General features: G+C 45.5%; 39 protein-coding genes. 1 reads left to right on the top strand and 38 read right to left on the bottom strand.

From position 1 onward, the window contains the following. Positions 1–5: 5 nt before the first annotated feature. The 38 genes from ABIE27_RS20055 to ABIE27_RS19870 all read right to left on the bottom strand — a co-directional run bounded on the left by ABIE27_RS20055 (position 6) and on the right by ABIE27_RS19870 (position 24967). The gene (locus ABIE27_RS20055) at positions 6–575 is read right to left on the bottom strand and encodes a phage tail domain-containing protein (RefSeq protein WP_429351311.1); all 570 of its coding nucleotides are present in this window, start codon (positions 573–575) and stop codon (positions 6–8) included. Next, positions 572–5011 (bottom strand): phage tail tape measure protein, encoded by a 4440-nt coding sequence (locus ABIE27_RS20050; protein WP_429351310.1) that lies wholly within the window; start codon positions 5009–5011, stop codon positions 572–574. Before ABIE27_RS20050 ends, ABIE27_RS20055 begins: the two co-directional genes overlap by 4 nt. Before the next feature lie 40 nt (positions 5012–5051). Next, a complete protein-coding gene (locus ABIE27_RS20045) occupies positions 5052–5189 on the bottom strand; it encodes a Com family DNA-binding transcriptional regulator (RefSeq protein WP_429351309.1) in 138 nt (45 codons plus the stop codon). Positions 5190–5204: 15 nt separating this feature from the next. Next, positions 5205–5534: a hypothetical protein gene (locus tag ABIE27_RS20040; protein WP_429351308.1), complete on the bottom strand. Its 330-nt coding sequence runs from the start codon at positions 5532–5534 to the stop codon at positions 5205–5207. A 9-nt stretch (positions 5535–5543) separates the two neighbouring features. Beyond that, on the bottom strand, positions 5544–5768 hold the full coding sequence (locus tag ABIE27_RS20035; RefSeq protein ID WP_429351307.1) for a hypothetical protein: 225 nt from the start codon (positions 5766–5768) through the stop codon (positions 5544–5546). Continuing rightward, positions 5731–6144 carry a hypothetical protein gene (locus tag ABIE27_RS20030; protein ID WP_429351306.1) on the bottom strand — a complete coding sequence of 138 codons (414 nt, stop codon included), beginning with the start codon at positions 6142–6144 and terminating at the stop codon, positions 5731–5733. Before ABIE27_RS20030 ends, ABIE27_RS20035 begins: the two co-directional genes overlap by 38 nt. Positions 6145–6220: 76 nt before the next feature. Continuing rightward, complete coding sequence (locus ABIE27_RS20025; protein ID WP_429351305.1) at positions 6221–6808, bottom strand: major tail protein; 588 nt, start codon at positions 6806–6808, stop codon at positions 6221–6223. A 6-nt stretch (positions 6809–6814) separates the two neighbouring features. Beyond that, positions 6815–7150, bottom strand: a complete 336-nt coding sequence (locus ABIE27_RS20020; protein WP_429351304.1) for a hypothetical protein — start codon at positions 7148–7150, stop codon at positions 6815–6817. A gap of 5 nt (positions 7151–7155) precedes the next feature. Next, on the bottom strand, positions 7156–7530 hold the full coding sequence (locus tag ABIE27_RS20015) for an HK97-gp10 family putative phage morphogenesis protein (protein ID WP_429351303.1): 375 nt from the start codon (positions 7528–7530) through the stop codon (positions 7156–7158). Next, positions 7527–7835, bottom strand: coding sequence for a phage head closure protein (locus ABIE27_RS20010; RefSeq protein ID WP_429351302.1), 309 nt, complete (start codon positions 7833–7835; stop codon positions 7527–7529). The genes ABIE27_RS20015 and ABIE27_RS20010 overlap by 4 nt, the downstream gene beginning before the upstream one ends. Continuing rightward, positions 7832–8107: a hypothetical protein gene (locus tag ABIE27_RS20005; protein WP_429351301.1), complete on the bottom strand. Its 276-nt coding sequence runs from the start codon at positions 8105–8107 to the stop codon at positions 7832–7834. Before ABIE27_RS20005 ends, ABIE27_RS20010 begins: the two co-directional genes overlap by 4 nt. 1 nt (position 8108) lies before the next feature. After that, positions 8109–8279, bottom strand: a complete 171-nt coding sequence (locus ABIE27_RS20000; protein WP_429351300.1) for a hypothetical protein — start codon at positions 8277–8279, stop codon at positions 8109–8111. A 17-nt stretch (positions 8280–8296) separates the two neighbouring features. After that, a complete protein-coding gene (locus tag ABIE27_RS19995) occupies positions 8297–9736 on the bottom strand; it encodes a phage major capsid protein (RefSeq protein WP_429351299.1) in 1440 nt (479 codons plus the stop codon). After that, entirely contained in the window at positions 9736–10308 is a 573-nt protein-coding gene (locus tag ABIE27_RS19990; RefSeq protein ID WP_429351298.1) for an HK97 family phage prohead protease, read from the bottom strand. The genes ABIE27_RS19995 and ABIE27_RS19990 overlap by 1 nt, the downstream gene beginning before the upstream one ends. Then, positions 10301–11506, bottom strand: a complete 1206-nt coding sequence (locus ABIE27_RS19985; protein ID WP_429351297.1) for a phage portal protein — start codon at positions 11504–11506, stop codon at positions 10301–10303. Before ABIE27_RS19985 ends, ABIE27_RS19990 begins: the two co-directional genes overlap by 8 nt. Continuing rightward, the gene (locus ABIE27_RS19980) at positions 11490–13196 is read right to left on the bottom strand and encodes a terminase large subunit (protein ID WP_429351334.1); all 1707 of its coding nucleotides are present in this window, start codon (positions 13194–13196) and stop codon (positions 11490–11492) included. Before ABIE27_RS19980 ends, ABIE27_RS19985 begins: the two co-directional genes overlap by 17 nt. Positions 13197–13222: 26 nt before the next feature. Continuing rightward, a complete protein-coding gene (locus tag ABIE27_RS19975; protein ID WP_429351296.1) occupies positions 13223–13576 on the bottom strand; it encodes a P27 family phage terminase small subunit in 354 nt (117 codons plus the stop codon). 116 nt (positions 13577–13692) lie between these two features. Further along, positions 13693–14001 carry an HNH endonuclease gene (locus ABIE27_RS19970; RefSeq protein ID WP_221786579.1) on the bottom strand — a complete coding sequence of 103 codons (309 nt, stop codon included), beginning with the start codon at positions 13999–14001 and terminating at the stop codon, positions 13693–13695. A 257-nt stretch (positions 14002–14258) separates the two neighbouring features. Beyond that, positions 14259–14804: a tyrosine-type recombinase/integrase gene (locus ABIE27_RS19965; RefSeq protein WP_429351295.1), complete on the bottom strand. Its 546-nt coding sequence runs from the start codon at positions 14802–14804 to the stop codon at positions 14259–14261. Positions 14805–14848: 44 nt separating this feature from the next. After that, the gene (locus ABIE27_RS19960; protein ID WP_429351294.1) at positions 14849–15148 is read right to left on the bottom strand and encodes a hypothetical protein; all 300 of its coding nucleotides are present in this window, start codon (positions 15146–15148) and stop codon (positions 14849–14851) included. 23 nt (positions 15149–15171) lie between these two features. Continuing rightward, positions 15172–15309: a hypothetical protein gene (locus ABIE27_RS19955; protein WP_247901735.1), complete on the bottom strand. Its 138-nt coding sequence runs from the start codon at positions 15307–15309 to the stop codon at positions 15172–15174. 145 nt (positions 15310–15454) lie between these two features. Then, positions 15455–15964, bottom strand: a complete 510-nt coding sequence (locus ABIE27_RS19950) for a sigma factor-like helix-turn-helix DNA-binding protein (protein ID WP_429351293.1) — start codon at positions 15962–15964, stop codon at positions 15455–15457. 4 nt (positions 15965–15968) lie between these two features. After that, positions 15969–17339 carry a replicative DNA helicase gene (gene dnaB / locus ABIE27_RS19945; RefSeq protein ID WP_429351292.1) on the bottom strand — a complete coding sequence of 457 codons (1371 nt, stop codon included), beginning with the start codon at positions 17337–17339 and terminating at the stop codon, positions 15969–15971. After that, a complete protein-coding gene (locus ABIE27_RS19940) occupies positions 17323–17688 on the bottom strand; it encodes a hypothetical protein (protein WP_429351291.1) in 366 nt (121 codons plus the stop codon). Before ABIE27_RS19940 ends, dnaB begins: the two co-directional genes overlap by 17 nt. Further along, complete coding sequence (locus ABIE27_RS19935) at positions 17685–18407, bottom strand: DnaD domain protein (protein ID WP_429351290.1); 723 nt, start codon at positions 18405–18407, stop codon at positions 17685–17687. The genes ABIE27_RS19940 and ABIE27_RS19935 overlap by 4 nt, the downstream gene beginning before the upstream one ends. Continuing rightward, the gene (locus ABIE27_RS19930) at positions 18404–18682 is read right to left on the bottom strand and encodes a hypothetical protein (protein ID WP_429351289.1); all 279 of its coding nucleotides are present in this window, start codon (positions 18680–18682) and stop codon (positions 18404–18406) included. Before ABIE27_RS19930 ends, ABIE27_RS19935 begins: the two co-directional genes overlap by 4 nt. 14 nt (positions 18683–18696) lie before the next feature. Then, complete coding sequence (locus tag ABIE27_RS19925; protein ID WP_429351288.1) at positions 18697–19224, bottom strand: hypothetical protein; 528 nt, start codon at positions 19222–19224, stop codon at positions 18697–18699. A 32-nt stretch (positions 19225–19256) separates the two neighbouring features. Further along, the gene (locus ABIE27_RS19920) at positions 19257–19547 is read right to left on the bottom strand and encodes a hypothetical protein (protein ID WP_429351287.1); all 291 of its coding nucleotides are present in this window, start codon (positions 19545–19547) and stop codon (positions 19257–19259) included. Positions 19548–19553: 6 nt separating this feature from the next. Continuing rightward, positions 19554–20570, bottom strand: a complete 1017-nt coding sequence (locus ABIE27_RS19915; protein WP_429351286.1) for a DUF3102 domain-containing protein — start codon at positions 20568–20570, stop codon at positions 19554–19556. Continuing rightward, positions 20567–22090, bottom strand: coding sequence for a PcfJ domain-containing protein (locus ABIE27_RS19910; protein WP_429351285.1), 1524 nt, complete (start codon positions 22088–22090; stop codon positions 20567–20569). Before ABIE27_RS19910 ends, ABIE27_RS19915 begins: the two co-directional genes overlap by 4 nt. A 15-nt stretch (positions 22091–22105) precedes the next feature. Beyond that, positions 22106–22435: a hypothetical protein gene (locus tag ABIE27_RS19905; RefSeq protein ID WP_429351284.1), complete on the bottom strand. Its 330-nt coding sequence runs from the start codon at positions 22433–22435 to the stop codon at positions 22106–22108. A gap of 61 nt (positions 22436–22496) precedes the next feature. Next, the gene (locus ABIE27_RS19900; protein ID WP_429351283.1) at positions 22497–23204 is read right to left on the bottom strand and encodes a hypothetical protein; all 708 of its coding nucleotides are present in this window, start codon (positions 23202–23204) and stop codon (positions 22497–22499) included. A gap of 31 nt (positions 23205–23235) precedes the next feature. Then, entirely contained in the window at positions 23236–23613 is a 378-nt protein-coding gene (locus ABIE27_RS19895; protein WP_429351282.1) for a replication terminator protein, read from the bottom strand. Positions 23614–23618: 5 nt separating this feature from the next. Beyond that, positions 23619–23807, bottom strand: coding sequence for a hypothetical protein (locus ABIE27_RS19890; RefSeq protein WP_429351281.1), 189 nt, complete (start codon positions 23805–23807; stop codon positions 23619–23621). Positions 23808–23917: 110 nt separating this feature from the next. Beyond that, entirely contained in the window at positions 23918–24232 is a 315-nt protein-coding gene (locus ABIE27_RS19885) for a hypothetical protein (protein ID WP_429351280.1), read from the bottom strand. Further along, a complete protein-coding gene (locus ABIE27_RS19880; RefSeq protein ID WP_429351279.1) occupies positions 24219–24389 on the bottom strand; it encodes a hypothetical protein in 171 nt (56 codons plus the stop codon). The genes ABIE27_RS19885 and ABIE27_RS19880 overlap by 14 nt, the downstream gene beginning before the upstream one ends. 120 nt (positions 24390–24509) lie before the next feature. Beyond that, entirely contained in the window at positions 24510–24680 is a 171-nt protein-coding gene (locus tag ABIE27_RS19875) for a hypothetical protein (protein WP_429351278.1), read from the bottom strand. A gap of 56 nt (positions 24681–24736) precedes the next feature. Beyond that, positions 24737–24967 (bottom strand): hypothetical protein, encoded by a 231-nt coding sequence (locus ABIE27_RS19870; protein WP_429351277.1) that lies wholly within the window; start codon positions 24965–24967, stop codon positions 24737–24739. Between the two features lie 172 nt (positions 24968–25139). On the opposite strand from ABIE27_RS19870, the gene ABIE27_RS19865 reads away from it, so the two are divergent. Further along, complete coding sequence (locus ABIE27_RS19865; protein WP_429351333.1) at positions 25140–25748, top strand: LexA family protein; 609 nt, start codon at positions 25140–25142, stop codon at positions 25746–25748. Positions 25749–25755 lie beyond the last annotated feature (7 nt).

Raw genomic sequence — 25755 nt, 5'->3', positions numbered from 1 at the left:
AGATGTCACCCTTCCATTAGATATTCATTTGTGATTCTCAACCGGGTAACAGCCTGACTGCCCTGATTGGTTATGACAATTAGTGGTGCAGTACGTACATTGCCACGGCTTACAATCTGTTGCACATCAGGCGATGTCGTTATAACCTTCTCAGATATTTGCTCCAGACCATACGCAAAAGGATCATGAGCAATCAGAGATAACGAAAACATCCCCAAACCCATGATCCTTTCAGGTTCAAACGCTCCCGTCAGTTGCACAGTAAACGTCTGATTCGGCCTTTCTCGCTGTCTCAGTTCCATTCTGCGGGGTTTGCCGTAGCTGTCCACTAAATGGGCCGCCAACCCCATAACGGATTGTTGTAGGGCTACGTAGCCCCGTGTGATCATGGCACAGTCATAAACAAATGTTCTTGCCCCGATATCTGCTCCAAAATTGTACAGTCCATTGCGGCCTGGGATGTTCAGCGTCCGATCCACCGTATCCGGCAGACCTGGACGCCGGGACGTTCCACGCACCAAAAAGCCCAACTCCACATTGGACTTCCCTCCAAGCCATATCATTTCATTACTCATCGTGCACCTCCTGTTCCTCGCGTTGCCTGTTGCGTCAGAGCAAACATTTCAAGAGCCAATTCTTTCGCAAGCCCTCGGATATCTTCATCACTGCGCACGCTAAAGACAGCACCCGCAAAAAGTCCCTCCATGTTCAGACTCACAGGGCCAGAATTGCCCCGGCTGCCATAAGAAGAACCAACCGATGGTTGAACTGCCTCGGCCATCTCCCGTGCCTGTCGCTGTACATTGGACATCATGCTTGCCATCCCTTGCACAAGCCCTTGTCCGGCCATTTCCCCAATCCAAGCCATTTCACGGGACGGGGAATGAATGTCCAACGCCTTCTGCATCGTACTCCGCACAGAATCGGCAATGGCTTTAGCTTTGGCTTGAACTGCACCTTGCATGGAAGACAAGCCTTCCAGTAATCCCTGCATTGCCTGTTTCCCGATGGTCGGCAGATCGTTCTTCATTGCATTGAACTGATTGGTCGTTCCGAAACGGATCGCTTTCACCTTTGCGTCAAAATCCGCCTTTAGCGCATCGAGCTGTGCAGCAGCATTAAAGCGAAGCTGTGCTATCTGATTGTCGGTATCCTCGCGCAACCCGGTCAATTCCTGTACGGCAATCGCTCGTGACTCTGACGACTTCGTTTGCCACAGACTCGCATACTCCGCAAGCTGTTCATCCGTTAAGGTATTCAGTGCGGCCAGCTCCGGCGCAGCCTTCGGCCCCATTTGCCGCAACTCTTCCAGCAGACCCTTGTCGATTCCGCGTGCCGCCAGTGCCTCAATGTTCGATGCCCATGTTGCCAGATAATCGACTTGGCCGCGAAGATTGTCCAGCAGTTGCTGTCCTGACGTTTCCGATTTGGCAACCACCTCGTCAAAGAGTCCAGCAAAATCGTTAATCGACTTGGCCCGTTGCTCTACTGCTTGTTCATACACGCCGTTAAGTCGCAGTTCTTCCGCAGCGACATTCGCATTCACTTCTTTAGTTTTGGCGAGAAAATCATCACTGGCCTGTGTGAGCTGGTTGTATATCTCCAGTCTGACTTTCCCTGCCGCCTCATCTGCCGCTTTTGCCTCCGCTGATCCAGCCTTATACCGGGCCTGCACCCGTTCCCAAGCTTGAAGTTGTTGCGTCAGTGACATTTCATTAGCCGCTGCCGCCTTTTCAATAAAGTTCTTCGAATTCTCGAAGTTCGCTTTATTTAGCTCCTGTTTGATCTTGTAGGCTTCTTTCTCCGCCGCGATGTACTGAGCAGTTCCGGCCTTATACTTGGCCTGAAGTTTTTCCCACATGGCAAGTTCTTGTTCCAGCGAAATCTTACCCGTGGAGGCTCTAGCATCAATGTACGCCTTAGAAGCGGCAAATTGATCCTTTGCCGCCTTTTCAGCCGATTTGGTCTGTTGTTCATGCGCCTTCTTGATTTCTAGCGTGACCTTTTGAACCTGGGCCGTTGTTTTCGCGTAGGTGGATTTTACTTTTTCAAGTGCAGCTATATAGCCGGCAGTGTCCAGGTTGCCAATTTTGAAATTATATTGAGCGGTGGAAAATGCATTCTTGAACGCATTGTTCACCTTGTTCGCCATCTCCTTGGCGGCCTTTTCCGCTGTCTTCTTCTTGTTGCTGATCCCGTTTGCTAAACCTTGACCAATATTTTCGCCGTATCCCGTTGTAAGACGGGATGGAGAATGGATATCAAAGAACTTCTTGAAGAATCCGCCAATCGCTTCCGAAATCTCTTTCGCTTTCTGGACAACGACATCTTTCATATTGGCGATACCCTGAACCAGTCCTTCAATGATGTTCTTGCCGACATCCTTCATTGTCTTAAACGCTGTGCTGAATATGCCCTTTATGCCTTCCCAAACACTTTTAGCTACTTTTTTGGCTGACTCCCAAGCCCCAGACCAATCTCCCTTGAACACTTTTAAAAATGTATCAATAACCCCGGCTATGACGCTAATCGCTGTGCCTACAACAATCTTTATTGCGTTCCACGCACCAGAAAAAACGGATTTAACAACATTGAACACTGTTCGAAAAACTGTTGTGATCGTGTCTCCCCAAGTATCCCAAAAGGACTTGATGCCATTAAATACCGACTTAATCACTGTCATGATGACGTTGAAGGTGACGCTAAATATAGACTTTAGGATTTCAAAGATGCCCTTGAATGCGGCTGTAATGGTTGAACCCCATTTATCCCAAAAAGCTTTGATATCGTTAAATAGGAATTTGATCAGTTCTACAATAACCTTCATAACCGTGTTGAATACTTGATTTAAACCAGTCCATAGTGCTTTGAAAAAGGAGGTTATATCGTTACCCCAAGTTGCCCAAAAAGACTTGATCCCGCTGAAGATGGATTTGACCACTTCAGAAATGACTTTCATCACTGCGTTGAATACGGTCTTTACGCCGTTCCAGAACGTATTGAAGAGTCCCGTTATCTCTCCGCCCCATGTTGCCCAAAAAGATTTCAAAGCACCAAATATCGCAAGAGCAGCGGTTTTTATACCTTCCCATACTGCGTTTAGGCCATCCCGAACCGTCTCGTTCGTGTTGTATAGGTAAGTTAAACCCGCAACAAGTGCGGCAACAGAGGCAATGACAATAGTGACTGGGCCTGACAAGGCTGTCATTGCTGGCCCCAACATTGTTAATCCTGCTTTAAGTTCAGGTAGCAAACCAATGAAGCTAGTTACAGGCCCGATGATTAGCGCTAATCCAGCCGTAATTGCACCAGCCACAGCCACAAACGTCTTCGCGCCCTCGGGCAAACTGTTAAAGACATCAACAACAGATTGGATAGCGGCGGCCGCGGCTCGAAGCGCAGGGATAAGAGCTGATCCTATCGTTATCTTCGCCGTTTCAACCGATCCGCTTAATTCTTCCAGCGCACCTTTGAATGTATCCATCTTCTGAGCTGCAACCATCTGCGCGTCAATCTTATCCATCGCGGCGGCCATCTCTTCGATTCCAGCAGAACCTTCTTTGTAAAGGATGTTACCAGCACGGATGGCGTCCGAACCAAAGATTGTATTCAGCGCTGCTTGACGTTGCATGTCATTCAGTCCAGATAACTTTTCTTGCAAAATCCCTGCAATCGCCGACATATCCTTAAGTGAACCGTTGGTATCGTAAAAAGAGGAATACACCCATCCGTTTGCTTCCGCCATGTTTTTAGCTTCTTTAAAATACTTTGCTGTTACGGTTTTGGCTCCATCGGCCTGAGCCAGATAACGCGCCAGCGCTGCGGTAATGCCGTCCACACTGACCTCAGCTGGTATAATCCCCTTTTTTGCAAGAAAGTCCATGGCTTTGGCCACATCTAACGTTAGCAGCCCTAGATCGTTAAAGGTTGCATAGGCATCGCTAGTTGTCGGTTGTAAACGCATAAGCATCGTTTTAAGAGATGTACCCGCGTCCGAACCTTTAAGGCCGTTCTGAGCAAACGCAGCTAGTGCGGTGGCGGTGTCTTTGAAAGACAGTCCAACCGAAGCGGCAACGGAAGCCGATTGAGATAAGCCGAATTTTAGTTCGCTTACGCTAGTTGCTGAAGCGTTCGCTGCTCCGGCCAAAATGTCGGCTGCATCTTGGACGGATAGCGAATCGGATTTAAATGCGTTAAGCGCCGTAGAAGCAATCTCAGCAGCATCTGCCAACTCCAATTCTCCGGCCGTTGCAAGGGATAAGGCTCCTGAAAGTCCGCCGTTCATAACATCCTGGACTTTAACCCCGGCCTTGATCAGTTCTTCAATGCCGCGTGCCGCTTCCGTTGCGCTGTACTTGGTGTCTGCTCCCATAGTAATAGCAAGTTGTTCAAGTTCTGACTTGAACTTACTTACCTCCGCCGGGTCCATAACAGAATAGGCATTGGCCATACCCTGTTCAAAGTCTGCCGCACTTTTGACAGCAACCCCAAGACCAGCGGAAATCCCAACGCCGAGAACCGTGATTCCAGCTCCGACTTTTTTCATTTGTTCATAAGAGTTACCCATCGCTTGCTGCGCTTGTTCAAATGATTCCTCGAAATCCCTGCCAAGCTTGTTTACCTGTTTGCTCTGGTCGGATATTTCGGCTGTTGTTTCATCTAGGCGCTTATTCAGCCCCTGCAATTCCTGTTCTGTTTTAATAACTTCGCGTTGGAATGCTCGGTACTGACCTTCAGTTATATCCCCTCTGGCAAACTGCTGGTTCACTTGCTCCTGAACTGCCTTTAATCGATTCAATTTGTCTTCCGTGTTTCCTATCGAGCTTGCCAATAGCTTTTGCTTTTGAGCAACCAGCTCGGTGTTACCCGGATCAAGTTTGAGCAGCTTCTCGACCTGTCGAAGTTCAGATTGAATATCTCTTGATTTTTTGTTGACATCGGACAGGGCCTTGCTAAGACCCGTTGTTTCCGCTCCAATGACAACGTTAATCCCTTTAATCGTTTCTGCCACACGGCCCACCTACCCTTTACATCAGGCAGGCATTGGCTCGCTACTTGGTGTGCGGCTCGCTCTGTTCCATCAATTTGACTACTACTATGTTTTTGCACCGGATACATTTGATCTCTACATGAGCCAATATCGCCTTAAACAACAAATGTCCGCAATGCGGGCACTTCACCTTCTCCATTACAATCACCACACTTTATGAATTCCCAGACGTTTGGGATTCTTCAACCTCTTTTCGAAGACGTGCCATTTCAGTAGCAAGTTTCTTCTTAGTATTTTTGATTCGGATACTAATCCCCTGTACCTGTCTTCGTGTCATGCCGCCCTTCGCCGGACGCTGTTGCAGTTCAGCAAGTTGGTCATGAAGCTTTTCGACAATGCGATTAGAGTAATACGCCGTGTATACCTTCTCGCAATGTGGACAGGAAAACCCTACCCTATCCACCCCGTGTTTCACTTGTTCCTTACCATAGCTGATCAGCACAAAGTCCTGACCACAACCCTCGCTACAATTCATTGGAATCATGTTGACACCCTAACCGCCATAAAAGGCATCGATATCCGCCTGCGTTGCTTCTCGCGGCCCTTTCTGCTTCTCTTCCTTGCCTGTGTAGCTTCGAGCAAGATCAATCAAATCATTACATGTCAGTTCCGCCATCTCTTCCATACTCAAACCGATTCGTTTACCAATCGCCAGTAAATCTATCTCAATTCGGGACTCTCTACTTACCTGCGGTGAGCGCCCCTCGGACTCCCGCATTTTTACGAAAAAATCCGTTTGTTGCTTCCTCAACAACGTTCAGAATAAATTCTGTGTCAGAAAAATCAATATCCTCGCCATACTCATCTAACCAGCTTTCAAACTTAGGAAATGACTTCCCGATTTGATCCGCTTTGTTCATGGCCCAGGCTAACTGTAAGATTGTAAGAAAATTGATATCACCCATAGCAAGGATGTCGTCCAACGGCTGCGCTTCGGCCTGATCTGTTCCAGTGTCTTCTTTCCCAGCATATCCTTCCATGATCTTGACCATATCTCCGATCAAGTCTGTTCCAAACTCTTGCTTGTAATAAAGCATGGCTGGGGCTGAAGCCCTGATTCGCACGATTTTTTCTCCAAATTTAAGTTCTCTCATTTTCACTGTCTCCAATCTGTAATGGTTTACCTGATGCCTGCTGGTCAGATACGACAGGCATCAGGATAGAAGTTAATTAAGCACCGGGTGTAAAGGTAGGGGTATACACTTCGGTGAAGAACGAATTGAACTCCGTTGCATTCGTTGCGCTCAATTCCAAGTCGCCCTTAACCATGACGCGACCACCAATTTCAATCGGGGAAGAGGACATGGAGAGCGTTTCGCCAACAATTTCCGTTGACTCGCCTTTTGTGGTGTTTTCCTTGGCCGTTCGAGCAGCTTGGCAGTTGTAGTACACAAACCGTCTATCTCGCTTGTCACCCTTCACCTGTCCCAGCAGTGCGAACTTCTCTGGCACACCGTCAGCAATTTCAACAAGCATTCCTTTATCATCAATCAACCAGCCAAACATCCGCACTTTAAGTTCATCGGGGATGTTTGCCATCTCCAATTCACCCGTGTATCCGTTGTTGTTGGTTACGATAAAATACTTCGTGTTGTCAGCATAAAATTCGTTTGTGTCGCCCTGCGCCTCTGGCGTCCAGCGTACAGCGCCCGGAACCGGAATTGGCGCTTCCCAAGCTGGGACAGCATCGGTAGAATCTTTATCGAAAAAAGCAATGTGAACCTTGTCAAAGCCGTATGTCACTTTGTTTTGGGACATTTGTCGTCACCCTCCAATGAGTTGAATTTCATATATGATTTGATACATGGATTCCGTTTCAAGCGAAGCTTCGGTTTTGGAGTAAGGCAGTTCGGCTGCAATGAGTGCATCCTGAACAAGCCGTTCCGCAACCAAGTCTTTAATGTTGGTGTACAGCTCCACTTGAAAATTTGAAATTTCCAAATAGTTTCGATTATCGGCCATCAAGTCACCAGCATAGGCAAACTGATAAATTAGAAAAGGTGGATCGGGAGCGGGTAGTTCAGGCGTGGACTTGAACTCTCCATAGGCTAAAGGTAACCCGATGGAATTGAGCAGTTCATATAATTCAGGTTGCTGCATCGAAGTTATCCCCCATTCTGAATGATCCGTTTAATATCATTAGGCAAATTCGCGGCATGACGATCATAAGCTGGACGCAAATGTGGGCGGCCTGCAACACGGCCACCCCCTCGCTTTGCATGTCCAAACTCTAGCAAATGTACAATTCTGGAGTTTTTCTTATTCCAGACCACACGCTTTGCCTTACCTCCGCCCCCTTGCTTCGTCACCTTAAAACCTTTGGCGTACTTCCCTGTTCGTTTAGGCGCATTGGATTGAGCGTCCGCACGAACCAGCTCCGCAACTTCATCCACCCGTTTCTCTATGGCTTCCGACACATCGTCTGTATAGTCTTTGACAGCGTTAAGGATTTCACGGGCTAAGTTGTCGATATCGGTCATTTCCCTTTCACCTTCCCGCACACCAGTTCAAGCTCTTCGTCATTGTCTGAATACGTTCGTATCACTTGATACTTCACGTTCTCGAATGTGACAAGCTGTTCCCCAGAATATTCATAGGGATGGATCACGAAGACCATTTCAGGAGCCATTCCCGCAGTAGCTGCGCTGTAAAACTCATTACGTCCTACCGACCTCAAATCACAAAGAACTGCGGTTTCAGTAGGATCAATCATAATTTCGTTGCCGATGTTGTCTTTCGCACGTCCGCCGGGCTTAATTAGAATTAATTCGTTGTCGCCTCTCATGTGCGCCTCCGCGCGTGTAGGATCAAGTTGTGTAGCCTGAATTGAAGGTGTCTCGGCATACTCCCTTCGCTATCCCTGCTCTGGTAACGCCAAGCGGCATAATCTACGCAAAACTGGAGGTGATTGGCGTTGTCCGCTTCAAGCGTCAAGCCCTTCTCATCCTCCAATTCCTTCACCACTGATTTAGCAATAGCCGTAATGTAGTTGTCCCGCACATTCGCACGGATCGCCAAGCGTTCCTTTGCCAGTCCAACAATCAGAGCGATATCCATATCACTCTTCCTTTTCTTCGATCAATGGTTCGCCGCGCCGATTATCCGAACCAAGCAATTCATCAATACGTGCCTGCTTGCCACGCCCAGACCGGGGATACTTATCCCCAACACGGTAAATGTGGTCTTTGTCTTCTAAATCCTTGAAGTCCTTAATGACGATGTAAGGCATTCAAATCACCCTTTCGTTTAGGCTCCGTCTGGAGTTTCGGTTTCATCATTGGCCGTGTCCGGCGCAAACGTCATGGTCGTTTTAGGAGCAACACCCGTGATGTTCATCGCTACGAAGCCCTGACCCATGATCGGTTTACCATCGTAACGAGCTGTCGCTTTGAATACAGTGTTATCCTGAATGAACTGTACATGTTCGGATACAGCAAACTGAGAACCCGAACGTTCAGCAAGCAGATATTGAGAACCATAACCGCCTACGATGTCGCCTTCTGCCATGAACGGAAGAATCACAATGTCGCCATTGATGATCGGCATTACATTGTTGATGGATGCAATGATTGCACCAGCGGCGTTAAACTCCACCAAACGGGCTTGGAGTTCCGTATAGGTTGTATCGTTCATAGCCCAGAACTTGCCACCATTCCCGTAATTGGATTTTGCTTTACCACTGAAACGGATCAGGTTTGCGAAAAACTCTTTGGAATCATTACCTTTTGCTACTTGTCCGATATTGGAAGATGAAAGATTCGTCCATGTGGGGTAATTAACACCCCAGTATGAGGGTTTGGCCGTTTCAGCAAGGCGTGTGACGATACCAATTGGCATTTTGACACCTGTACCATACAAAATCGCTTTATCCACGCCCAGACCGAGTGCTTGACCGAGCGCATCCATAATTTCGTTACCCAAGTTGAAATCAGAATCTTCAAGCAGTGCGTTGCAGATCGGAATGAATCCGCCAACTTTGTAACCGTCTGTTTCCACTTGGTAGAAACGCAGCTCCAATTCATTGAGCGTGGCGCAAGCTTCTGTCCAAATCGCTTCAGGAATATCTCCGACAATGTTAGTACGCGACGTACCCGGAATGGATTTGAGATTCACTTTAGAAATCAGCTTGGAATAGCGATGGAGATTGTCACGGATCAATCCAAGAATGACATCTGGAATGCCAAGTTCTCCCCCAGTCACGCCCCGCTTGTTAAGGTTCTTCTCATTTGGAATATCTCCAGAACGAACCTTATCCAAGAAGTCTTTTACTTCGCGGCGCTGAATGATTGCCTCTGCGGCGCTGCGTTCCATACCTTTGAAGAAACCTTTGTTCACTTTCATTCTGATCTCGCCCCCTTGGGAATGTTGTTGTTGACGCTGCTCATTATTAGCTGGCGGTGGAGTGTTGTTCGGTTCTTTGCTGTTAACTTCTGCCAGCTCACGTTCCAATTCGGCAATCTCACCTTCCAAGGTACTCTTCGAAGCAGCAAGTTCTTCTTTCTCCTGCTCATGTGCCTCGATGCTTTCCTCAACGGTTTTGATTTCCTCTTCCGTGGTAGCTTCCTCAATGGCTTGCTCCAGTTCTTCAGAACGAACCTTGATGCTACGCTCTTGCTCCAAGAAGCCTTCCAGCTCTGCCTTCCGCTGCTTGATCTTTTTTGCCAACATGATTTGTCTCAGTGCCATTAGTTAGCCAGCCTCCCCTTAAGTAGATGTTTTCGTTGTTGCAATTGACGGTCACGATGCTGTTCCACTTCATCTTTCCTTGCCTGCACGCCAGTATCGGCGTATGCCGGAAACGTCACGACGCTAACCTCGTGCAGATCAACTTCCCGAATCGTCCATTTCACCGTGCCATCATCTCTGTAATCTGTGTCCTCGCCTACAATGTTGAAACCGAATGAACATTGATCCACATCGCCACGCTTGACCCTCGCATACAAGTTCATTGCATCCGAATCATCCGGGTTGATTTTGATTCGGCCCCAAAGACCATGACTATCGGCTTTTAGCTCCAAGGTTCCGGCCTTGTTCCGGCCAAGAACGAACATCGTTTCGTGATTTGCCAGTGCCCGAATGTCATTGCCAAGAGTACGATCAAACGCTCCAGGTGCAATGACTTCAAATGCTCCCGGCCATAACTCTGTTTCACGATTGAATACAGCAAAATAACCTTCGATCACAAGCGACTGGTCTGACGCTTCGCGTGTTTCCAGCTTGGTTGTTAGGCTTCGGGTAACTTTCACCGTCCTATCCATCTTCCTCACCTCCCCCTTTGTTCAACTTCTTCTGATCACCGATCATTCCAGCGGGGATGTAGTTTTCCAAAATCACACGTTCATCCAGACCTTCCAGCGGCGAGTCTCCCAGCCAGTTACGCACCTCATTGCCCTTATAAAGACCACGGACATACAAGTTACTTCCGACCTCGGCCAACTCTTTCATATCGTAGGCGTAGAGCGAACGGGGATTGAACTTGAAATACATGTCCGGCGCAAAAATTAGCTTCCGCGTCAGCTCCTGCACAATGCCCATCGCCAAAGGTTGAATACGTGTGTTTACAAAAGCGTTGTACTCGTCTTTGCGAAAATCACCCACACCAACAAAAAAGGCTGGCACATCAAGAATGCCCGCCACCGTTCGCTTATCCAATTGAACTGAATCATTAATCGCAATGTCATTCAAGGACAACGGCTTGACCTGTTCAACATCGATCATGTCAGCCGGAATAATCCACGGCTGCCCCGCCTCTGAACGTTCAAGGTACATGTTATACACTTGATCCCTGCCCTCTTCACTGGACAATTCTGCGGTGTTTGCGTCTACCTTCACAATCAGGTTCGGCATATACTTCCCACTCATGAATCCTTTCTTCGTGGCTGTAGCCTGTTTGAGATTGTGAATGATATCCTTCAGCACCGCTCGATACCCTGTACCGATCCACGGCCGTTCCGGGTCAGGGTTAATGACGAAGTGAAGGACTTCATCATGACTATATGCCTGGCCTTGATAACGAACGATATAGGCGTTGTCCATGTCTTGGAAACTTACGCTCGATGGCTTAAGTGGAATCAGTTCGTCAATTAACCCATCCCGCATTTTCGGGTACACAACACTGTTACCGTCTCCATGAAGCAATAACGTGTTGACGATGTTGTACATCCATGTTTTCCGTGTCATGAGGCTATACGGATCAATGTCTATTTTTCGGGCAAGTCCGTTCCTGATCCGAACATCACCGTTGTTCGTGTTCTGCATCAGATGAATCGTCATGGTACTGATCAGCTCTGCAATCTTGTGAACGGCCATCTTCACTTCTGGGTTATCAGACAACCTTGTGTACCCCGGCACGCACAACACGTCATGGGCTTCTGTCGTCAAAAACCAACCAATATTGGACTCTGAACGGTTCTGGCCTGCGCTCTTTATTTTCCTCTTTTTACTCAGCTCTTCCACCCCCTTTCAGCCAGCCCTTCGCCGTACCAGCCGTTTCAAAGTTTTCAAGCTGCCGGACGCACGCAAAAACAGCGGCATCGAATAAGTCGATACGCTGGTTATCCTCAACCTTCTCGTATTGAATCATATCATCCGTCTTTTCGATGGCTCGAACGTTCTGAACACAATACTCGAATGCCTCCGATCCAAGATAGTACAACTTCCCTTCTTTCGCTCGCATCTCGATTCGCCGGAATCCCTGCGATTTACGCCAGAAGTATTGCGGCTCATCAATCATCTTGAATCCAGCCTTCCGCATACCTGTGAAAAACTCTCGGCTGAACTTTCGGTCAAATCCAACCTGTTTAATGTTGAATCCAAGCTTCTTCATATCGATAAACCAATTGACGATATCCGCATGGTTAACAACGGGGCTATTGCACATATCCAACCACCCATCATCCTGCCAGCCAAACAGCGGAATATTGTCTTCCTCCGCTTTTGATGTCGCGGCGACAATCGGGAACCAAGCATGTGTGATAATGATGTCCACATCACCATACGTCCCGTATAACGCAGAAGCAGTCAAGTCATGGAATTTGGATAAGTCAGCGCCGCCGTACCATTCAATCGGCAGTTTAGCCAGTTCTTCCATTGTCCATTTGTACTTCCGATTCGATGATTTGAACTCATCAATGTTGAAGTATGCCTTCATGGCTGCTGTATACACGTTCAATGACTTGGCGAAGAAGTCTTTCCGCTGCTGCGGATCGTTCTGCGCCTGAAGAGCATCGTTCAAAATGTCTTCTGGACGAATGGAAACGCCATAAGCCGGATTAGCCATTTGATGAATCAACGGATTCGTATAATCCACTTCACCCGTTTCAGGGTCTTGGTCGGCTTTAGAGATGAACACAAAATAAGCCTCGTCTTTCACCGTCCCGTCCAGTATCTTCTTGCAATACTGGAGACGCTGATAACAGAAGCTTGTCATGTTGTCGCCTGCCGTGGTGATCCCAATCATAAGCTTGTTGGTGTATGCCTTCATGGCTTCCTTGATGATGTTATATTGCTTCGGCGACTTATATGCGTGAATCTCATCTGCTATCGCAATGTTACAGTTCAAGGAGTCCTGACGATCCGGGTTAGCGGCCAATGCCTGAATGTACAGTGAACCATCTGCAAAGTCACCTTGAATGCTATGCTCCTGGTTGTTGTCTATCACACGGAAGTTATCCTTCTCTCCCATCGCGTCCAAGTTGTAATTGATGAAATTGAAACTCTCCAAGGATTGTTTCAGTGCCGCGGCAACAATATACACCTTGCTCCCGCTTCGGCGATTGAGCAGCCCAAGCGCCCACGCTAAACCTGCGGCGAAACTAGTCTTAATGTTCTTCCTCGGAATAAAAATGAATGCTTCCTTATACCGCCTGATCTTCGTCCCTGTTTGATAGAACCCTAACAGGTTGTACACCATGAATTTATGGAACGGTTCCAACAAAAAGGGCATCCCCCGCAACGGCGTGCCATCCAGCATTTCACCTTGGGCATGAACAAACGTACTTTCGATGATATCAATGACGAACTCAGCATCATCGGGGTTAAACTCATACGCTGGATTATCCAGATCACGAAAAAACCTCTCTACACCCTGAATCAATTCCCTGCACGCAATTCTGTGACCGTCCCGGATATTTTTGGCATAGTCCATGACCACTTCATAATTGGGGTGTTGGATCACCTACGACCACCCAGCATTCCTGCCAGTTTCGATTGTCCTTTCTTGTTATCGGTTGTCACCGTCTCAATGGATTTCGGATTAAGACAGAGCCGATCCGAATAGGTCAAAATATCTTTACGCAACGTTTCCAACGTGGCGACAATCGGCGCTTTCTTCGCTCCCCCTTGGGCAGTGATCACTTCAAACTTATAACCACTTTCCTCAAAGTCGCGGTTCAGCTTTTCATATTGCGCGACCAGCTCCGCGTAAATTTCGATTACACGACCATATTCCTTTTTGTACACGCCGAGCTTCTTCATTTCGGCTACAGTCTTCCGTTTAATCTTTTCTTTTTCGGTTGCCTCCGCCACGTCCTCACCTCCCCAAAAAAACTTTTGGAGACCCGCTCTATTGGAAAAGGCTCCCCTGCCCGGTCCCTGGGCTGCCGGAAACTAATCCTCCGGGTGGGGGGGATATCTCAAAAATATTAATTTCCCTTTCCTTGCCATTCCTCGAACTTGTCTCTCACTCGCTCTTGCCAAGCAAGACCAAGCGCTGTTAGCTCATGGGTCACCCTGTCATGCATGGCGTTATGTTGCTTGTCAGAGAGCGATACCAAATTCCAGTTAACCAGCGCCAGCTCTGGGTAAAACTCGATTGGGTAAATGTGATGTACCGTGGTAGCCGGTTCGGTCTTACCGTACCTTCTGCTCTCTTGGCACACGTATTCATCCCTACGTAAAATGACCGCCCGCTTCCTCTTCCACTTGGTGGATTTATAGAACCAACTGTTCATAATCCCTCCATGCATAAATATTCGTTAGATTTTGTTATTAACTTTCAGCCGTTAAGCCGCATCACTGAGGCAATCTTTCTGCTGAAATCAATAGAATCTCTGCTTCTGAAACCCTGATTTTATTCATTTTCTGTATAAAAGTGAATTACCCTTATCTTAAATTGTGGGGAACTCGTCAACGCCCAACAAACCCTTATGCACCAAGGCTTTCCGGCTTCGGTCATTTACCAGTTCCACACCCTCATTTTATGGGTAACTCACAGTCTGAACTTCCTTGTTGACAAGTTGATTGTGTCTTGTGTAATTCCAATGTAACGAAGTGTTACGTTCGGATCAGAGTGGTTGAAAATCTTCTGCAACTCTGCCACATCCTTAGTTTCTTTATAAAAATGATATCCGTAGGTTTTTCTAAGAGTATGGTTCCCGATCCCTTCAAGCCCATAATCCTTTGTGATTTCTCTCATGATCTTGTAGGTCATGGATCGGCCAAGCGGCTTATTGATCCCTTCCCTACTCTTAATCAAGAATTCATCATCGGGTCGGTCACCAATCAACCTTAGCAATTCACGCCTAACTGTGTGATTCATCTCATATTCCTTTTGCTTCCGCGTCTTCTTCTCCGTAATGTAGATCAACGGTTTCTTTAGATCACGAACACGTAGCGGAAGTATATCCGATATTCGGAAGCCGATATTGATCCCGATCACAAACAGAATGTAGTCTCGCTTGTTTTCCTTCTGGATCAGTTTACGTTTGATATCTTCAATGACTGCCCTATCTCGGATGGGTTGAACATATTTCATATCACCACCTCACAAAATCCCAAGCGTTTGGGAATACGGTCAGATTAACAACTACTCCTTGCAACTGCTCGCATCGGCTTGCGATTCAGAACTTGATGCTTCATTGGCAACGCTGGTAGTGACGCTGGCAATTGAAGCGGCTCTGTCTCAAATGGATCTTCACCCAGTTCATTGAGTTCCTTAAATTGCTCCGCCAGATCAACGAACCTTTGGGTATCCAAACTAAAATTAATGAAGGCATTGATTACCTCGCGCAGCTCATCGCTAAATCGATTTATGATTGACATAATAGATTGCAGCTGTGCTTCAGATACCAAACTGAATCTCTCATCAGTACGATTCATTTAACGCAACCTCCCTAGCCAAACTACTTCCTGCATTCAGGTGTCAAACACAATTGAACATTCCCTGTCCACGTACCCCACACACACCCACGGCACTTATCTGGTTGCAATTCTGACTTCACTGGAATAGGTGGAGGACGCTTCACTGCTTTGATCGCCATAGGATTACCTCCCGACTGGTACAACAAAAAGGACATCGATTGTCGATGCCCTTTTGCGTGATTGTTCCAAACTATTAACAACTCCTTTTTTATAGTTCTTACCTATAGGTGGCTTTCGCGGGACAAATTTCACCGCTTTTAGCGGCTATCGGATCAAAAACAGGCTGCTCTCCAAATCTTTTGATATTTTCTTTTGTGCGCGGTCAATGTATTCGGTAACGGAATCTTTCGTTATGTATAGCATGTCGGCTATGGTGCTGTGAGAAAAACATTCCCCATGTGCCAGTACATAACACTCACGTTCCCGATCACTCAAACGGGACAGTGCATCTTCTATCTGAAACCTTTGCCAGTCCGTTAAGTTGCTTGGGCTGCCCGCTTTGGAATTACTGACGTAAGCCTGCATTTTAAGTGGATCAACAAGCACTTCTCGTTGATAAGCGGCAAGCCGCTCAACACCACGCTTGTTTCCTGGTCTTCTTCCTGTTGAAAGCCACTCTTCAACAAATTCACACTCGCTGATGATGTCAGAGATGATTTTTTTATCATCAGCGTCAGCACGCTTGTACAAACGTCTGGCAATTCGAATCGCCCTGCGGCAACTCTTTGGAGTTGTTTCGCCTAAATCGTACAGCTTACCCATATATTCTTTCATTTGATCACCCCTGTCTGTACATATCTGGTATGTCTTGCTTGTAATTTGTAGTAAGTGCTTGTGGAGTTCTTTCATAATTAGCAAATTTGTTGAACTGTTTCAGGAAGACCAGTTCCACTGTTCCGACAGGGCCATTGCGCTGCTTGGCAATAATGACTTCTATAATGTTCTTTTTCTCAGTCTCGGCATCGTAGTAATCTTCACGGTGCAAAAATGCAACGATGTCGGCATCCTGTTCAATCGCTCCTGATTCCCTCAAATCTGACATCATCGGCCGTTTGTCTTGGCGTTGCTCCACTCCCCGGTTAAGCTGAGACAAAGCAATGACTGGAATGTGCAGCTCGCGCGCTAATTGCTTCAACTTGCGTGAAATGTCGGTTACCTCTTGCTGTCGATTTTCCTTCCCTTTATCCCCACTGATCAATTGAAGATAATCAATCACAACCATGTCCAAGCCAAACTTTTGTTTGAGTCTTCTACATTTGTTGATGATGCCTTGGGCCGTTAGCGAAGCAGAATCATCAATGAATAAGTTCGTTTCTCCTAAAACCCCTATCGCTCTTGTGGCCTTATCCCAATCCTCTGCGCGAAGGAATCCTGTTCGGATACGGTTTGCATCTACATTTTCCTCTGCACTGATCATACGAAGTGCGAGCTGAGAAGAAGACATTTCTAAGCTGAACACGGCCACCTTCTTCTTCCCTTCGTTTGCTGCATGTTGAGCAATGTTTAGTGCAAAAGCCGTCTTACCAACCGATGGACGCGCGGCCACAATGATTAAGTCGCTATTTTGAAAGCCGGATGTCATTCTATCCAGATCAATGTATCCTGATCGTATACCCGTTACTTCGTCACCTGAGTTCGCAAATCGCTGTTCCATAATGTCGAAGGCTTCCATGAAAACTTCACGAGCTGTCCGAAACTCTTTACCTTTCACAGCTTTATCCGATAGATTGGTAGCTGCCGTTTGGACAGCGGATAAAGCCATCATGCCATTGTCAGATTTCCAAGCATTACGAAGTTGTTCCTCCAGCGATAGGATGGTTGTCCTATGCAAGTATCTGTCATGCATAATTTCCGCATGGTGCGTTATGTCCGCTGCCGTTGGAACGCTTCTCGACAGCTTTGCAAGATAGGTTACGCCTCCGACACTCTCCAATTCCCCTTTTTCTTGTAACTTTGCAGTCACGGTTACAAGGTCGATTGTTTTCCCTTCATCGGACAATTCCTTAATCGTTTTATACGCCTTCTCATGTTGACTCGCGTAAAAATGGTCTGGCGACAACACTTCTGCCACGTTCAAGTAGGAAGATGAATCAAGCAATATCGCACCAAGTACCGCCTGTTCTGCTTGTAGGTTATGAGGTAGTTCCATTTCGTTTTTCAAGCAAATCACGTACCTTTCTGCGCTGTTCTGCTGACGGGCCAACTGCGTCTTTGCTAAGTTGTTTGTTCTCTTCAAGTATCCGTTGGCCAGACTGTTTAAGCCCTGAATGGTAACGATCACTTTCCGTGGTAACTGGCCTTTTTGCTAATGCTCCTGGATGTGGCGGATACTTGTTGTCTGGATCGGCAGCGTATGCTTTCAGATTATTTTGAGCAAGTTGAAACGAGATATCTTTCAGAGCTTCATTCCAGCTCTGGAGCTTCGAAGGATTGCCTGTAAAGGCCGGGTAAAACTCTATGATTTTGTCGAATAACATACCAACTTCGCTGATTTTCATTCTTCCATCCCTTCCGCCATTTCAGCAAAGCTCACCTTTGTGTCAGGCTTTGTTCTCGTTTTACTCTTCCGATTATCGAAATCCCGATCTATTGCAATTGCCTGTTCCAACGTGCGGACACCACCGACAAAATAATCGTTTAAAATCTTGGTAATAAGCTTGAAGTTATAACCTTTGGATGCCATTCCTGCACGTTCAATGGCTCGTACAACAACCTCTTCTGCCATGCCGTCATTGTCAATGTAATCTCCAAGCTGTTGTGCTTGAAGTGGGTTACATTCAACGCCAAACACTCGCTTGTGAGCTGTATAAAATGATTCGTACTCAGAAGTAGTAGAAGCAGAAGAATTAATATCTTTAGATAATCCTGAACCCTTTACTCCGTCATTTACTGCACCTTTTACTCCCTCTTTTACCGCACCTTTTACTGTATTATTTACAGTAAGGTGCACTAATTGATATTTCCCAGCTTGTTGCTTGCCTTGATTCTTATATATAAGTCGTCCTTTTTGGATGAGTGCGTTTCGATGCTTAATTAGTGACTTTTCAGAAACGCCTGTCTTAGCCATCAGTGTCAGATTTGCTACAGTAAACCACTCTGGGCATCCGCTCTTATTTGCTATCACCAATAGGTGAAACCACAAAGTTTGTGCGGATGGCTCCAATGGGTTTGTTTCGAGCCAATCTGTGAAGGCTGTCATTTCTGCAATGTAGTTCATGACTTTTCACCTTTTCCTTGCTTATACTCACTGACCCAAGCAAATCCTCTACGCTTTCGCCATGGGTCTTCTATGATGTATGATTTTCCTAGTGGTACAAATGGATCTGATTCGATCCGTAAGGGGCCGAATTTAGTCTGTATTTCCTTCGTCACTCCCAATGGAGACGAAGGAGAAACGACCATTTTCAAGTGCTTGATCCGGCTGCCGTATCGTATTACACGGTAAAGAGCATTTTCGATCATCATCTGAGCTTTATCAGATATTCGGATCATAACAATGCCCCTCCTTAGTCAATAGGTACAATTAATGGTGTCCAGTACGTATGATATCCGGGCCAATCCAAATCTAATGGTGTTCCACAATAAGGAGGCTCATTTACAGGCATTTGCCACCAAAGTACGTCACCGTCATCCTCATGCCATTCAAAAATTGATCTTGGCTTTCCATAGGTCAACAATTTTGATGTGATCTGTCTCATTTCTTCCAATTCGTTTTTCAGGGCATCTTGTTTCACTGGGCCTTCGGATACTTTCAATCGTGTTTCAAATATTAAGTGATTAATCGCTTGGGCATTTGATGATAAATCATCTGTTAAAAGTTGCTCAATTCGATTAAGTGAGTCTGAAAGAAGTTCAATCTGAGAATTTGTTTCCTTCAACGTATCAAGAACATCGTCAATGATCGTCTCTGCATCAACTGTGAGAGGCATACCCTCGCTGCTGATCCGCTGGAACAACACTCGATCTTCTGGAGAACGTAACACTTCTGTTCCGTCTACTAAACGAAAAACATCGTATCCTTTAGGCGTTTCCATATGAGCATCATCCTATCTTCGGAATTGGTAGACTATAGCCACATCCGAGAACGGCGGTAGGTTAATCCCCATCCACCATCCTGGAGTGGAATTTCATTTGTAACCTCAAGTTCATCAGGAGAGTAAGGCATTGTTACGCACGCCGGATCAAACTCTATGACTTGTTCTCCTTTGCGATTGATTCGATATTTAACTGGCTTATTCTCATAGCACCAAAGCATTTCGAAATGAACCTGATGGGCTACGACAAGTTTCCCTTCGTCTCGTCCACTGATCACACGACAGACCGTGCCGCGCTTGATTTCAAAGAAAAAGAAGAACATCTTTCATCACAACTTCGATTTCATCTCATCGCACAGCTTGGAAATACGCTCTGAAATGGCTTTCTTCTGTTCCTCGTTCTCTAATTCAAAAACCGATCCTATTAAGCTATTGAAATTACTGAGTAGCGATTCGAAGTGTACCTTGACCTTGATCGCGGCCGTATTGTTGTTTTTGCGCAACTGCTCTTGCAGTTCGGCGACTTGTTTTGCTGAGTCCTCTTCACGTTTACGTGCCTGCTCTGCCAGCTCCTGTTCTCTTTCCTTAATCGCTGCGTTGACCTTGGCCGCAACCTCTTCTTCCTTTGCTTTCATTTCGGCTTCCATCGTCGCTACTCGCTGCTGTGATTCCGAGAGAGCTTTTTCCGCCTTGCGAAGTTCTGTCTTGGTCTTTGCATCCGTGCCTGTTGCCTTTCCTGGCTTTTTCGCTTCTTCCTGAGCGGTGGCTAAATCATTCTCCAGTTTCTGACGTTCTTCGAGCAATTTCTGATACTCAACACGAAGGATTTCACGCTGACGCTCTTCCTCTAACCTAGCAACCTCATGAAGCTTTGCACGTTCTTGTTCCTCGGCAAGCAGGCGTTCCGCTTCCTTCTTCTCTTTGATGGCCGCTTGAAGTTCACGAGCTGACATTTCAGCAGCATTGTTTTCTTCCACGAATGACTCCCGTTCTTCCGCAGGAACAGAGAGCAGAGCAACCGCCTGACTGTATGACAAAGTACTTAGCGTTTGAGAATTAGCATATTCCACAGATATTTTCATGAAGTTATTGGCCGATGATTGACTGTAATTCACATGCTCTTTCAGCCACGTTCCCCATTCTCCGTGCGCAACCAGTTCCTTCGCTTCGGTCAACCTCTGGCCGATCTCGATTGCTGACTGTAAAACATACTGACGGGCTTGCTGATCGATACTACGAATCTCAGCAGCGATGATTTCTGCTGTTCGGTTTGAAATGATTGCTTCCTTTGCTGGCACGATCTCGCTTACAACCTCTTCTTTTTTCGTGCTTTTACGGGTTGTCATATCGCAACAACTTCCTTTCTACTCTTTTTTTTCTTAGCTAACACCGAACGTTTGTAGTGATCGATAAAATCTCTTACTTCATCAGTCATAGGATCGTTATCCCATCCTCTACACTGAACAATTTGTTTCTTTTTGATCTCAACCGTGTAAAAAGGTTTTTCAGGCAGTTCAATCTTCCGAATAAGAAAAATATCTGATTCACCTTTGGCGTATCTCTCGGCGTAACCACCGACACAATGAATTAAAGATTTTCCTTCTTCAAAAAGATCGAATGATGATTCCGCTGGTCGTATCATTAAATCCTTCCACATGAAAGTAAGCTCTTGCAGGGAAGGGAGCCTTGACTTGATCAATTCGTCCAACTCTTTGTTTTCTATAATCTTAATTTTCTTTGTTGTTTTCATATGAGCTTCGTGTAGATCGTTAGGGAACAGATATCGTTCTTCCTTCAAGTCCATTCCAAGTTCGTTACATTGTTTTCTATAATCTCGCCAGTCAGATAGGACTGAATAAACTCCCATTTTGGAATAACGATCCTTTCTTAGCTGCTTAAGAAGGTACTTGATAACAATATGTTCTGGAGCAAGTTTCAAAGCTTGCTGATAATATGTTTGGGATATCCCGTTCCGAACGTCTGCTAGAATGCATGCTTGACTGAGGGTTACTCCCTTATCTCTGTTAAGTTGATAAAATCGAAGCTGATTTGGAGACATCGACAAATCGTTCGTTTTAATCTCTTTGAGTTCCGACTTGCTGAGACGTAACACCTTGAGAAGAGAAGAACCGCGCCAGTTAATTGCTCCATGCGTTGATTCACCCTTGAGTTTCGCCCAAATCATATTTCCGAATCCTGATTTGGTTAAGTATTCGATGCAAGGATATCGTGCTGCTAAATCGAAGAAATCAGTCATGTCGGTGGCATTGTAATAACCACGTTTGACATACTTTTCCCAAGTGGAATATTGAAAAAAAGTTCCTTTGACCGCCTTCCGTATGTTGCTTTCGGACATGTACTTTCTCCATGATCCATTCCCAAAGCTTATTTCGAAAGCCGAGTAAACCGTTTTGGCTTTCCTCTGTGCACCTGTATAAAAAGTGCTTCGTCCTGGTTCAAACAAGTACATGTCAGAACAGTTATACATGGTCGTTACATTTCTAAAGTCCTCTCCATATGAACGATAAACGGAAATGACTCTGGCCGTAATTGCTTGCGGATTTATGAGGGATTTCTCATACCAGACAAGAACAGCTTTGTCTTCCATGTACTTCCGGCTCATCCCCGCTGCTCTTGCCTCGCACTTGGATTTACAATGAGGACAGACAACCTCTTTCAGCTTGTGTTCCAACTTTTTCTTGGAGTTATGTGTCTTATTGCAGTGTGTGCAATAAGCTTGTTGTACACCAGCGACTGTTTTATAAAATAAATATCTACTCCGTAGCAATACAGTGTTGGTCACATATTTTTCAAGGGCAGCGCTAATTTTAGACGGGAAATGTAATTCAAATTCTGAATAATCCATAACGTCCCCTCCGTTTTAAAGCAAATCGTCTAGCGAGGCATTTAAAATCGAAGGAGCCTCGTTTGATTTTTCTTCTTGTACAGGAACACCGAAATACTTCAACGCAATTTCAAAACCTTGCTGATCTGTGAGGACACCAACACCATTAGACTGCTTCTTTTTCGCTTCTTCCTTCATAGCGTTTAAACTTCCTGCAATGTTCTTCCCGTCCGTCAGTACAAAGGCCGCATGTTCCGGGTGACTTCTTACATAACTAGTTAAAAAAGAACCGACATGCTGAACATAATCGTCTTTTGCATTCTCGCCCATTTCCTTTTGTAGCTTTTGCAATGCTTGCTGGATCACTGCCATTCCTCCTATGAATAACCGGGAGGCTTGTCCTCCCGGCATATGTGTTATGAAAAACCTAACCGATAATTACAACCTTGCCTTCTTTAATCAAATCTTCAAGACGTTCGTCCAAGTAAAGTTTGATATCAGCTATTGCGCGCAGTTTCCATTCGCCACCATCTGCCTCAAAGAGTGCAGCAGATGGCCCATCTTTCATGCGGAATACAAAAGCTGATTCGGGTTGCGGAACCTCCACGAAGGTACGGAATGGTTTCAGGTGAACCGGGTTTGGTAGCTGAACATTCTCAAATGTAGCGACACCTGTTTTAGCCGTAACCTGTTGGCTTGTCCCATTGTCACCATAGCTAGTTACCTGCTCGTCCTTTACATTACCTACAATTGCCAACATCGCGTCTCGTGCGGTTGTAGGTACAAAACAGCTTTGAAGCAGAATGTTGAAGCTCTCAACATCGTAATACCGACCGTAGCTAATATCCGGCAACAAGGCATTTGCCTCAAGAAGTAAATTCCGTTGCAGATCACGGTTATACCCTGTGACTACGCTGACTTGCGTAGGTGACTGGATATGCACAATCACCGGGAATTTATCGTCGAAATTACTATCGATATAGTCCACAATACCTTGAAGATTTCGAACCTTCATTGTTTCGGTAGTCGCTTCGCTTACACGACGCAAGTCAGAGCTGGTAAAAACCTGATCTCCGATCTTCTCTGTCTGAACTCCGGCTAAACTCAAAATTTTATCAATGGCTTCTCTGATCATGTAACATCCTCCGCTATTCAATTTTCATAGATCACTTGTACAGTCCAACTACTTTTGGATTAGGGCTTGTCCCTGTTCCGTCAACGACATCGCCTGCATCGTTCATTGCCATCTGGTTTTTATCGTTACTCAGGTTTAATTCCTTCATGACGGCTTTGCCTTCTTTATCAAAGTCAAAGACGAATTGAGTCGGTACGCCTTTGGCTGGAGCCAATGACGATTTAACCTCGATATCCGTTTGACCCATTTGACGAGCTTCGTTCGGCTTGATCTTGAGTGTAATGGTCACTGTACGAACGGCCTCGGCCTTCGTGTTCGGGTCCATTACGTTCTCCGCAACTTTCGCCAGCTCACGGTTGATCCGTTCGGCCATTGCGCCGCCTGCCAGATTGTTAATGTCCACTTTCATACATATCACCTCCTCTCCCGTGGTGATTTCTTAGGACGTTTCACAATCTCAGTTACATCTGATTCAAAAGCGAGAATAGGTTTGGAGTCTTTCGGAAGAATGCGGATTGACGTTCTAGCCGCTCCCCAAACTTCGGTTACTTCTCCAACCTCACCAGATGAGAGCTTGACAGTATCGCCTTTTAGTACAATCATGCGTGTGCCCCCTTATCAGAAGGCGGAATATGTGTTATACTGAGCACGAATATTTTTTTCAACACCTGAAATCGTCCGGCTCCTAACCCGGATGATTTCTTTTTTTGTGTTCATATGCTAAAGCGCAACTTTATTGCTTCAATTGCAATCGCTTTGTTGTTGGCATCCAAGTAATCCATATCCGACAAATCAATTTTGGCAGATAATCCATGAAGGTGCAGAGCCAGATTGAGCATGAACTTCTCCGATTGTGACCATGGTTTAGAAATCTTTTTTAATCCAGCGGAATTAATTACACCTTCCTCTAAATCAACATAAGGTGCAGCCGCGTATTTTAACTTTTCATTTTTCAAAAAAATATGAATCGTTCCACGCCAATGACGATCTTGCATGAGATGAGCTGGGACAGTTTTAGGTTGATTCATTCATAGTTCCTCCAATAACTGGTTTTTGAAGATCGTTAATTTCTTTATCTAACCAATCTTTAGCAGCTTCAAGGATCAACCCGCTTTTCCGAAACCTTATCAATTCCTCCAAATGCACATAAGCACAACAGTTATTTACTAAAATTTGAAGTTTCATTTTAGCCCTCCGTTCAAAAACAATTCTCACACATTCCAATACAGCGTTTCTCATAGTTCCAATACAATGTTGCTCTGATACTTGTCTAAATCACGACCCGATGTAACTGGGATTTAGTTTTCAAATAATTTTTACCAACGAACAGGTTTGACCAGTAACAATCTCGGAAACAATGAGTTTGCAACGATCAGGTAAATCGGTGTTAAAGGGATCAATTTTAACTTTGACCCCATCAACCAGCCTATAATGACCAACAACCTGTAACTTTGGCCGTTTTTCCTTTTTGCTCATCATCTCCCCCCCTTAGTTCATGATATTCAAGTAGGTTTGTCCGACTTGACATTTGTTTACTTGTTTGAAACCTTTTTTTGGGGCTGGACTTCTCCAAACGAGAAAAGATAATTAGCGCTTGAATCCGGGAAATATTCTTCACGAATAGCAATCATTTCAGAACGCGTAAACTCTGTTCTGCCTTTCAATTTATTATTTAATGATCGCTCTGAAACCCCAATTCTCTCCGCCATTTTCTTCTTAACTAACCCATTTCGTATAATCTCAGCCTGCAAGTTTGGAAACAACGTAATCACCCCCTCTCGATTTACGTTGCAGGGTAACTAACGCAAATATTATACCCCAAAAGGTAATAAGTCAACACTTTTCGGCAAAATTTTACGTTGCAACGGAAATATATTTCGTCTATAATGATGCTCATATGAAGTAAAAGAAACGGAGGTCACATTTACTGTGGATATGCTTGAGAAGATAGATTTATTGATGAAGAAAAAAGGGATACATAGTAAGAATGAACTTTCCAAAAGAGCGGATATCCCTTACACCACAATTGATGGAATGTATAAAAAGGGAACTGAAAATACAAAGCGTTCAACTCTAGCAAAGCTAGCGAGCTTTTTTGAGTGTAGCCTTGACTACTTAATTGATGACAGTATGGAAGTTGATCTTCCGCGAATTGATCCAGACTCTTTTTCTTACATCCCTGTAGTTGGGAAAATAAGTTGTGGAAATGGTGTTGTTGCTTTTGAGGACATATCAGGGTACGAACCTGTACCTAAAGAGTGGGTAACCGGCGGTGAACATTTATTCCTACACGCAAAGGGCGATAGTATGAGCGGCGTTAGAATAAATGATGGAGACATGCTTCTGATTAGAAAGCAACCAGACGTAGAAAACGGAGAAATTGCGGCTGTTCTTGTTAACGATGAAGCAGTCTTGAAGCGAGTATTTAAAAATGGCGATCAGATGGTTTTGCAATCTGAAAACCCCAACTACCCTCCAATTTTCGCTCCCCCGGCAGAGGTTGTGATTGTTGGAAAGCTTAAGATGAATCTTATTAAGTATTAAACCAGGG

The organism is Paenibacillus sp. 4624 (assembly GCF_050435065.1).
GTDB lineage: Bacteria > Bacillota > Bacilli > Paenibacillales > Paenibacillaceae > Paenibacillus > Paenibacillus amylolyticus_D.
The sequence above is the reverse complement of the archived record's forward strand: the minus strand, read 5'-3'. Positions and strand labels throughout refer to the sequence as shown.

What these genes read in the sequence shown, in the direction of transcription:
- ABIE27_RS20055 (WP_429351311.1), bottom strand. Translation starts at nt 575, where the DNA reads ATGAGTAATGAAATGATATGGCTTGGAGGGAAGTCCAATGTGGAGTTG.
- ABIE27_RS20045 (WP_429351309.1), bottom strand. Translation starts at nt 5,189, where the DNA reads ATGGAGAAGGTGAAGTGCCCGCATTGCGGACATTTGTTGTTTAAGGCG.
- ABIE27_RS20040 (WP_429351308.1), bottom strand. Translation starts at nt 5,534, where the DNA reads ATGATTCCAATGAATTGTAGCGAGGGTTGTGGTCAGGACTTTGTGCTG.
- ABIE27_RS20035 (WP_429351307.1), bottom strand. Translation starts at nt 5,768, where the DNA reads ATGCGGGAGTCCGAGGGGCGCTCACCGCAGGTAAGTAGAGAGTCCCGA.
- ABIE27_RS20030 (WP_429351306.1), bottom strand. Translation starts at nt 6,144, where the DNA reads ATGAGAGAACTTAAATTTGGAGAAAAAATCGTGCGAATCAGGGCTTCA.
- ABIE27_RS20025 (WP_429351305.1), bottom strand. Translation starts at nt 6,808, where the DNA reads ATGTCCCAAAACAAAGTGACATACGGCTTTGACAAGGTTCACATTGCT.
- ABIE27_RS20020 (WP_429351304.1), bottom strand. Translation starts at nt 7,150, where the DNA reads ATGCAGCAACCTGAATTATATGAACTGCTCAATTCCATCGGGTTACCT.
- ABIE27_RS20015 (WP_429351303.1), bottom strand. Translation starts at nt 7,530, where the DNA reads ATGACCGATATCGACAACTTAGCCCGTGAAATCCTTAACGCTGTCAAA.
- ABIE27_RS20010 (WP_429351302.1), bottom strand. Translation starts at nt 7,835, where the DNA reads ATGAGAGGCGACAACGAATTAATTCTAATTAAGCCCGGCGGACGTGCG.
- ABIE27_RS20005 (WP_429351301.1), bottom strand. Translation starts at nt 8,107, where the DNA reads ATGGATATCGCTCTGATTGTTGGACTGGCAAAGGAACGCTTGGCGATC.
- ABIE27_RS20000 (WP_429351300.1), bottom strand. Translation starts at nt 8,279, where the DNA reads ATGCCTTACATCGTCATTAAGGACTTCAAGGATTTAGAAGACAAAGAC.
- ABIE27_RS19995 (WP_429351299.1), bottom strand. Translation starts at nt 9,736, where the DNA reads ATGGCACTGAGACAAATCATGTTGGCAAAAAAGATCAAGCAGCGGAAG.
- ABIE27_RS19990 (WP_429351298.1), bottom strand. Translation starts at nt 10,308, where the DNA reads ATGGATAGGACGGTGAAAGTTACCCGAAGCCTAACAACCAAGCTGGAA.
- ABIE27_RS19980 (WP_429351334.1), bottom strand. Translation starts at nt 13,196, where the DNA reads ATGGACTATGCCAAAAATATCCGGGACGGTCACAGAATTGCGTGCAGG.
- ABIE27_RS19970 (WP_221786579.1), bottom strand. Translation starts at nt 14,001, where the DNA reads ATGAACAGTTGGTTCTATAAATCCACCAAGTGGAAGAGGAAGCGGGCG.
- ABIE27_RS19965 (WP_429351295.1), bottom strand. Translation starts at nt 14,804, where the DNA reads ATGAAATATGTTCAACCCATCCGAGATAGGGCAGTCATTGAAGATATC.
- ABIE27_RS19960 (WP_429351294.1), bottom strand. Translation starts at nt 15,148, where the DNA reads ATGAATCGTACTGATGAGAGATTCAGTTTGGTATCTGAAGCACAGCTG.
- ABIE27_RS19955 (WP_247901735.1), bottom strand. Translation starts at nt 15,309, where the DNA reads ATGGCGATCAAAGCAGTGAAGCGTCCTCCACCTATTCCAGTGAAGTCA.
- ABIE27_RS19950 (WP_429351293.1), bottom strand. Translation starts at nt 15,964, where the DNA reads ATGAAAGAATATATGGGTAAGCTGTACGATTTAGGCGAAACAACTCCA.
- dnaB (WP_429351292.1), bottom strand. Translation starts at nt 17,339, where the DNA reads ATGGAACTACCTCATAACCTACAAGCAGAACAGGCGGTACTTGGTGCG.
- ABIE27_RS19940 (WP_429351291.1), bottom strand. Translation starts at nt 17,688, where the DNA reads ATGAAAATCAGCGAAGTTGGTATGTTATTCGACAAAATCATAGAGTTT.
- ABIE27_RS19935 (WP_429351290.1), bottom strand. Translation starts at nt 18,407, where the DNA reads ATGAACTACATTGCAGAAATGACAGCCTTCACAGATTGGCTCGAAACA.
- ABIE27_RS19930 (WP_429351289.1), bottom strand. Translation starts at nt 18,682, where the DNA reads ATGATCCGAATATCTGATAAAGCTCAGATGATGATCGAAAATGCTCTT.
- ABIE27_RS19925 (WP_429351288.1), bottom strand. Translation starts at nt 19,224, where the DNA reads ATGGAAACGCCTAAAGGATACGATGTTTTTCGTTTAGTAGACGGAACA.
- ABIE27_RS19920 (WP_429351287.1), bottom strand. Translation starts at nt 19,547, where the DNA reads ATGTTCTTCTTTTTCTTTGAAATCAAGCGCGGCACGGTCTGTCGTGTG.
- ABIE27_RS19915 (WP_429351286.1), bottom strand. Translation starts at nt 20,570, where the DNA reads ATGACAACCCGTAAAAGCACGAAAAAAGAAGAGGTTGTAAGCGAGATC.
- ABIE27_RS19910 (WP_429351285.1), bottom strand. Translation starts at nt 22,090, where the DNA reads ATGGATTATTCAGAATTTGAATTACATTTCCCGTCTAAAATTAGCGCT.
- ABIE27_RS19900 (WP_429351283.1), bottom strand. Translation starts at nt 23,204, where the DNA reads ATGATCAGAGAAGCCATTGATAAAATTTTGAGTTTAGCCGGAGTTCAG.
- ABIE27_RS19895 (WP_429351282.1), bottom strand. Translation starts at nt 23,613, where the DNA reads ATGAAAGTGGACATTAACAATCTGGCAGGCGGCGCAATGGCCGAACGG.
- ABIE27_RS19890 (WP_429351281.1), bottom strand. Translation starts at nt 23,807, where the DNA reads ATGATTGTACTAAAAGGCGATACTGTCAAGCTCTCATCTGGTGAGGTT.
- ABIE27_RS19885 (WP_429351280.1), bottom strand. Translation starts at nt 24,232, where the DNA reads ATGAATCAACCTAAAACTGTCCCAGCTCATCTCATGCAAGATCGTCAT.
- ABIE27_RS19880 (WP_429351279.1), bottom strand. Translation starts at nt 24,389, where the DNA reads ATGAAACTTCAAATTTTAGTAAATAACTGTTGTGCTTATGTGCATTTG.
- ABIE27_RS19875 (WP_429351278.1), bottom strand. Translation starts at nt 24,680, where the DNA reads ATGAGCAAAAAGGAAAAACGGCCAAAGTTACAGGTTGTTGGTCATTAT.
- ABIE27_RS19865 (WP_429351333.1), top strand. Translation starts at nt 25,140, where the DNA reads ATGCTTGAGAAGATAGATTTATTGATGAAGAAAAAAGGGATACATAGT.